General features: G+C 61.5%; 6 protein-coding genes and 1 pseudogene. 4 read left to right on the top strand and 3 right to left on the bottom strand.

All coding sequences use genetic code 11. The features are described 5' to 3' along the window. The first annotated feature begins 218 nt into the window (after nucleotides 1–218). Nucleotides 219–1,952: a gamma-glutamyltransferase gene (gene ggt / locus AC0L28_RS31190; RefSeq protein WP_473482189.1), complete on the top strand. Its 1,734-nt coding sequence runs from the start codon at nucleotides 219–221 to the stop codon at nucleotides 1,950–1,952. A 10-nt stretch (nucleotides 1,953–1,962) separates the two neighbouring features. Here ggt and AC0L28_RS31185 read toward each other — a convergent pair whose 3' ends face one another. Next, the gene (locus AC0L28_RS31185; RefSeq protein WP_036263803.1) at nucleotides 1,963–2,307 is read right to left on the bottom strand and encodes a hypothetical protein; all 345 of its coding nucleotides are present in this window, start codon (nucleotides 2,305–2,307) and stop codon (nucleotides 1,963–1,965) included. A gap of 132 nt (nucleotides 2,308–2,439) precedes the next feature. On the opposite strand from AC0L28_RS31185, the gene AC0L28_RS31180 reads away from it, so the two are divergent. Continuing rightward, the gene (locus AC0L28_RS31180) at nucleotides 2,440–2,601 is read left to right on the top strand and encodes a hypothetical protein (RefSeq protein WP_287290533.1); all 162 of its coding nucleotides are present in this window, start codon (nucleotides 2,440–2,442) and stop codon (nucleotides 2,599–2,601) included. A gap of 482 nt (nucleotides 2,602–3,083) precedes the next feature. Here AC0L28_RS31180 and AC0L28_RS31175 read toward each other — a convergent pair whose 3' ends face one another. Continuing rightward, the gene (locus AC0L28_RS31175; RefSeq protein ID WP_023803281.1) at nucleotides 3,084–3,524 is read right to left on the bottom strand and encodes a hypothetical protein; all 441 of its coding nucleotides are present in this window, start codon (nucleotides 3,522–3,524) and stop codon (nucleotides 3,084–3,086) included. Between the two features lie 893 nt (nucleotides 3,525–4,417). Here AC0L28_RS31175 and AC0L28_RS31170 point away from each other — a divergent pair. Further along, on the top strand, nucleotides 4,418–4,849 hold the full coding sequence (locus AC0L28_RS31170) for an antitoxin Xre-like helix-turn-helix domain-containing protein (RefSeq protein WP_473482186.1): 432 nt from the start codon (nucleotides 4,418–4,420) through the stop codon (nucleotides 4,847–4,849). Further along, entirely contained in the window at nucleotides 4,846–5,328 is a 483-nt protein-coding gene (locus AC0L28_RS31165; RefSeq protein ID WP_473482184.1) for an RES family NAD+ phosphorylase, read from the top strand. The genes AC0L28_RS31170 and AC0L28_RS31165 overlap by 4 nt, the downstream gene beginning before the upstream one ends. A 126-nt stretch (nucleotides 5,329–5,454) precedes the next feature. On the opposite strand, the pseudogene AC0L28_RS31160 reads toward AC0L28_RS31165, so the two are convergent. Beyond that, a pseudogene (locus AC0L28_RS31160) lies at nucleotides 5,455–6,591 on the bottom strand (tyrosine-type recombinase/integrase). Between the last annotated feature and the right edge of the window lie 91 nt (nucleotides 6,592–6,682).

The raw sequence follows: 6,682 nt of genomic DNA, 5'->3' as shown, positions 1-6,682 counted from the left end.
CCATAGCGCATCCTTTGATTCGGACGGCAATGATGCGCCATTAAAGTCCGGGATCAAACACCTAGGATCCATGCCGTCACATCCGCCGAAGATCGCAACGGTGGTTACGAACCGAACCGGCGCAGGCGTGCAAGCCCGGCGAAATCTTCTTTATTGTCAGTAGACTCGCCCGCTCCAAACGGCTTTTCTAGGCGCATCCCACGCCCCGGAGAACGGCCATGCACCGCCGCACCCTAATCGCACTCAGTCTTTCCCTCACCTTGACCTTTGCGCCGCTGGCGGCCGCATTAGCCGCCTCGCCGCAGCCGGCGAAGGGCGAGCATGGCATGGTGGTGACCGCCCAGCATCTGGCGTCTGAAGTCGGCGTCGAGGTGCTGAAGAAGGGCGGCAACGCCGTCGATGCCGCAGTCGCCGTCGGCTACGCACTGGCTGTGGTCTATCCAAACGCCGGCAATATCGGCGGTGGCGGCTTCATGACCATCCGCTTCAAGGACGGCCGCTCGACGTTCCTCGATTTCCGCGAGCGCGCGCCGCTCGCCTCGACGAAAACCATGTATCTCGACAAGGACGGCAAGCCGGTGAAAGGCGCCAGCCTCGACGGCTATCTCGCTGTCGGCGTGCCGGGCTCGGTGGCAGGCTTCGAGACCGCACGGGAAAAATTCGGCACGCTGACGCGGCAGGACTTGATGGCGCCGGCCATCCGCTATGCCAGGGATGGTTTTGTGCTGGAGCAGGGCGATGTCGCCTCGCTCGAAGGCGGCGCCGCGCGGCTGGCCAAGGACCCGGCCGCGGCCGCCATCTTCCTGAAGCCTGACGGCAAGCCCTATGCCGTCGGCGAGCGCCTTGTCCAGGCCGATCTCGCCGCCTCGCTCTCGGCCATCTCGGAACGAGGTCGTGATGCCTTCTACAAAGGACCGATCGCCGACGGCATCGTCAAGGCGAGCGCGCAGAAGGGCGGCATTCTGGCCAAGGCGGATTTCGAGACCTACGCGGTCCGCGAGCTCGAGCCGGTGACCTGCAATTACCGCGGCTATGAGATCTCCTCCTCGCCGCCGCCGAGCTCGGGCGGCGTCATCATTTGCGAGATACTCAACGTGCTGGAATTCTATCCGCTGTCCTATCTCGGCGCGGGTTCTGCCGAAACCATCAAAGTCATGGTCGAGGCGATGCGCCATGCCTATGTCGACCGCAATTCGGCGCTCGGCGATCCCGACTTCGTCGACAATCCGGTCGAAAAGCTGCTCGACAAGAACTATGCGAAAGAAATCCGCGAAAAGATCGATCCGTTCCGGGCCGGCGTGTCGCAGGATCTGATGCCGAAGGGTTTTGGCGAGAGCCAGGAGACGACGCATTATTCGATCGTCGACAATGACGGCAACGCCGTCGCGGTGACCTATACGCTGAACGGCTCGTTCGGCGCCGCCGTCGTCGCCGACGGCACCGGCATCCTGCTCAACAACGAGATGGACGATTTCACCCAGAAACCGGGCGTGCCCAATCTCTACGGCCTCGTCCAGGGCGAGGCGAATGCGATCGCCCCGAGGAAGACGCCGCTGTCGTCGATGAGCCCGACCATCGTCGCCAAGGACGGCAAGCCGTTCATGGTTATCGGCAGCCCCGGCGGATCGCGCATCATCACCATCACGCTGGCAGCGATCGTCAATGTCGTCGATCACGGCATGAACATCCAGGAGGCGATCGACGCGCCGCGCATCCATCACCAATGGCTGCCCGACACGGTCTATGTCGAACCGTTCGGCCTGTCGCCCGATACCGAAAAACTGCTTGCCGGGATGGGCTACCGCCTCGACGTCACCGATGCGACCTGGGGTCAGGCGGCCGGTATCCTGGTCGGCGGCAAGAGCCTGGCCGAGATCGAAAAGGGCGGCGGCGCCCGCTACAATGGCGCCATCGACAGCCGCGCCGCGTCCGGCGAGGCGATCGGATATTAATTTCTTTCGGTCAGATGACCAGCGTTATGGTGGACGCAATCAGCATCACCGCCGCGATGCCGACGAACAAGGCATAGATACGCGGCCGATCGAGCAGCAGCGCATTTCCCGATATCCACGCCGCGGTGGCGCCGCCAAGCGCGTACAGGAAGCCGTTACGGTGCCCCAGGGCAAGGTTTGCGGCCATCAAGCCGCCAATGATGAGGGCGCCGAACACGATGATCACGGCGACCGCGTATTTCTCGAAATCGTTGCTGGCCACACCCGGACCCATCACGTTCAACGTCGTCAGGTCGTCCGGGTCGAAGGGGCTGGCCGACCCATATTCGTCTTGACCGGCAGGCTCGTGCATCATTCATTCTCCTTGAAGCGGCAACAAATCATCAAGCCTTGCCGAGTGCAACCGGATCGCGACGCGTCAATGCCATCGGCACGGTCTTCAACACTTTCTGGCCGCGGCTTGCTACCGTCTTTTTGGATTTAATGCATGTCGCGCAAAAGTGTGCAGCGGTTTTGCGGTAACGACATGCAAAAAAACAACAACCTGAAGCGCGTCGCCGGTCAAACGCGACGCGCTTCAGGTCGGATCGTGCTGCCGTTCCAGGCGATCTGTCGCACTGGAATCGCCAGTCAGGGCGTTTTGTCATGAAGGGCCGCCGTTCTGGAGGCGGATTAAGAACCGCTGTCCTGGCTTCGGCCTGACCGCGCGTGAAATTGCCGGTGGCGAAGATTGGGCCGTTGGCCAAGATTGGGCCGGCGGCGAAGATTGGGTTGGTGGTGAAGAGTGGCCGGCGCCACTTTGGGGGGGCGTTGGGGTAGATTGCCTGATGGGCGCCGGCCAAGCGGAAATCAGGTCCGCCGCGAGCAAACATAGCAAGGAATGGCGCGGCATGGCAGTGGTGTGATCGCGGAAGATGGTTCGCGCTTTTCCCGGTGCGGTGTCCCATTATCGGTCAACCCGTCTGGCACCTGAATTGCACAGTAAGCAATGCCGGGGCAACGGCCCGGAAGTCGTTCCCGAATATCGAGCCTCGCCGCTTCGCAAATGGAGCGGCGGGCCTTTTTGGCTAGAGCATCGGCCCCGAACGTGGCTACCGGTTGCGGCAGCGTTTCGCAGCCCGCCGAGATTTGTCAGGCGGCGGGAGCCGGCGGCAGTTCGAACAGATGGGCGCCATTCTTCTGGCCCCGCTCGACATAGCCGATTATCCGGAACCATTTTGCGACGTCCGGTCTCTGGAGCCAGCTGCGCGAGTGAATGGGGAGGTTGCCTGCAAGCGCCTGGATATGGCGAATGTGCCGCTTGCAGAAGCGAACGGTCGCGGCGCTGAAGAAATCTTCCTGCGCGGCGAACAGCGTATCGGCAGCGTCGCTATTCTCGTGCCAGGCGATGAGCGCTACGGTTTTTTCGCCCTGCACGAGCGCATGAGCACGGCCTTCCTTCAAGTTCATCATCAGATTGTCGTAGGCGATCTTGCTGTCCTTGCCGGCCGCGACGTACTCGTCCGATATCCGCTTGGACAGATCACGGAAAACACTTTCCAGATCTCCAACCGTTGCTGCGCGTGCTCTCATTTCGCCTCCTGGAGCCCCAACGGGCAGTTTGCCCTAAGGATAGGGGATCACCAAGCAAATCAAATCCGTCATTCGCCCAGTGCGAGCAAACAGTTTCGCCAGTGCCGGCCCTGTCGGGCGCCGGAAAAAATGATTTGAGGTCGCCGAGAACCGCTACGCAACCTCCCGCAACACGGCGACCTGAATTTCCCCAACCGATTTCAGTGAAGCGGGCGTCATGCGCAACCTACTGAAATTGCATTGGAAAAATGGTGCCAGAGGCGGAATCCAAGCGATGGAAAACTCGCTCTGTTTCCAAAGGGTTAGGACTCCGCTATAGCAAGACTAGCCAACAAAAATACCAACAAAATATTTCTGTGGATTGGTTCGGTTCCCGGTTATCGCTCTATTCGCTCAATGCCATCGCGTCCCAACCTTATCTCAAAAGCCCATTGCTTTCGCTACTCGAGTTTGGTCCAGATAGGTCCTCTCGATCGCATTGCATGGTGCGTGAGATAATCGCAGGTGCGCTGCCTCCTCTCTTCAATCGCTTCGGCAGGCACTCGACGGGCCGAAATCTTGCCCAAACGCCGGTCGAGCAACCCAACTTCCCCAGCCTCTTGTAACGGTCGCGGGCGAAATTGCCGCTCCGACATGCCAAGCAACTCGGCTGCCTACATCATCGAAAGATCGCCGCCATTCCAGCGGCTCAAAACCTCTACAAACTTCTGCATTCTCCGGCCCTGTAGCCATGCTGTCCGTTTCATTCCCGGCCTCCATGCGCTGGCGAAAACCGGACAACTCACGTGCTACCGAATCTGGAGAACTCATCTGCTTACGACACGCGCTGATGCGGCGCTTGCATGACGCACCAAGTGAGGCTATATATTGCCTCACATGGAATGGAGGGTGAAATGCTAGCGTTCGAAAACGTCGCCGACGTGTTGGGGCTGCCCGTCAAAGAGGTGGCGGCGCGGTCGCCTTTCGGGCTGATCTCCCGGATCGAGCATGGACTTCCCATTGGGGCGCTCGAGCGCGTTGCGCATCTTCTGGCGCCTGGCGATGCTCAGTTCAAATACCGGCTGATCCCCAAGGCGACCTACGAGCGGCGTAAGATGGTACATCGTCTCTCATCGGACGAGGGCACACGATTGGCCCGCGTGGCGCGCGTCTGGGGTTTTGCTGTCGATGTCTGGCAGAACGAAGAGGACGCGCGCGATTTCCTGTTTCGGCCGCACCCGATGATTGAGGACAAGCGGCCGATCGACGTCGTTATCATGAGCGAGTTCGGTGCCGAAATGGTGGTCGATATTCTCGCAGGTCTGAAGTACGGCAGTGCTGCGTGACGGCGCAGATTCTCGATCGCACTCTATCGTCCTTTCGTATCGGCGATCCGGCCGGCACCTACCCGATCTTCGACGCGACCGGCTCGACAATCGCGCCAGGGCGGTGGAACACGCCCGGAAGTCCTATCATCTACACCAGCGAGCACTATTCGACGACCCTGTTGGAAAAGCTGGTGCATGGCAGCGGCCGCCTGCCGCCCGACCAGCACTACATCGAAGTCACAATCCCGCGCGGACTGAGCTACGAGGTCTTTTCCCAGCCGTCGCTGCCCGGCTGGGACACGATGCGGGCGACGGTGAGCCAGGGATTCGGCGAAACCTGGTGTTTAGACCGGCGCAGCGTCATCCTGCTGGTGCCGAGTGTCGTGGCGCGTCTCGATTGCAATGTGCTGATCAACCCGGCGCATTCGGAGTTTTCAAGGATTCAGACAAGTCTGCACCAGCCCGTCTACTGGGACCGACGGCTGTTTGGCGCGTAACGGGAGGGGGCCCCGTTCGCCTTGCCGACAGGTCGCCGCGCACGCCGACGGCAAGCGCGGCTGCCTCGGAATCAATTGTCCTGGAGCTGACGCCGCAAACTGTGGTGTGTCGGATCGATCTGCGAGTCAGACGATTATCCGCGCCGCCCGCCCGAGCGTGCGCTCGGCGTCATTGTAGTAGTTGGACGCCTGTTGCACCGAGCGGTGCTGCGACTGCTGCATGGCTTCCGGCAGCGGAATGCCGCGATGGGCGGTTTCGGTGAGATAGCCGGAGCGCAGGCCGTGGGCGGAAAACGCCATCGGATCAAACCCGGCCTCGGCGATGCGGCGCTTGAGGATTAGATTGACGGCTTGCGGCGCCAGCGCGCGTTTTTCGAGATTGCCCCAGCGATCGATGCCGCGGATCACGGCGCCCTCGGTGATCCCGGCGCATTCGAGCCACAATTGTAGCACTGTCACCGGCCGGCCGACGAGCAGCACGAAGGCGTCGCTGTCGGCTTGTGTCGTCTTAGTCCGGCCGAGCCGGATCGACAGGCGCGGGAGTTTTTCGCCGTCGGGAGACTTGGGATCGGTGGATACCGGCTCTTCTTCGACAATCTGCTCAAACCGGAGCGAAGCAATTTCGCTGCGGCGGCGGCCGCCGGAGGCAAAGGCGGTGATGAGAAGGGCGCGGTCGCGCACGTCGACGAGACGGTCGCCGGCGCAGGTGTTGAAGAGGCTGTCAAAACATCGGCGGTCACCGCCTTTCTGCGGCGGCCGCGGGGGCGGGCGCTGGCGCGCACCGCCAACTTGATCGCGCTCTGCAGTCCCGGCGCGTTGAATTTTACCTAGGAGCGCGCCATTTGGTCAGCGTCGACCAGCTGGACAGACGCCGGCGTACGGCGCGTGCGGTCCATCGACACGAAACAGTTTGGCCGACCTCAACGCCGCGGTCACGTCTTCTGACCGTGCGAAACGTCGGTCTCACGCTTTGCGATCCCACAGGTGATGGGCGATGAATTCTATCAGCAGTACCTCCGGCGTCGGCCGGCAGGGATGAGCCCGCCGAAGCCAGAGATCATGCTTCTTGGTAACCGAGATCTGAGGCCAGGGCGCGCAGGGAATTCTCGCCGATGCCTTCTTTGGCGAGATGGCGCAGTGTGGCGACATCGTCGAGGTGAGGATTTTGGCTAGAAAATCGCGCCGGTCGAATGGCAGCACCGAATCCAGCGCATCGAGCGCCTCCGCACGGCGCAGTTTTTGGTCTGGTACGGGCCTTGGCAGGCGCGCATCCACCGACGGCTTGCCTCGCGCTGTTCCTTGCCGATGCGCGCCAGGGGCGCCAAGAAACTCCTCATGTGCAAGAGCCTCCTCA

Source organism: Mesorhizobium sp. WSM4847 (assembly GCF_055811335.1).
Note: the sequence above shows the minus strand (reverse complement) of the source record. Positions and strands in the feature narration are given on the sequence as shown.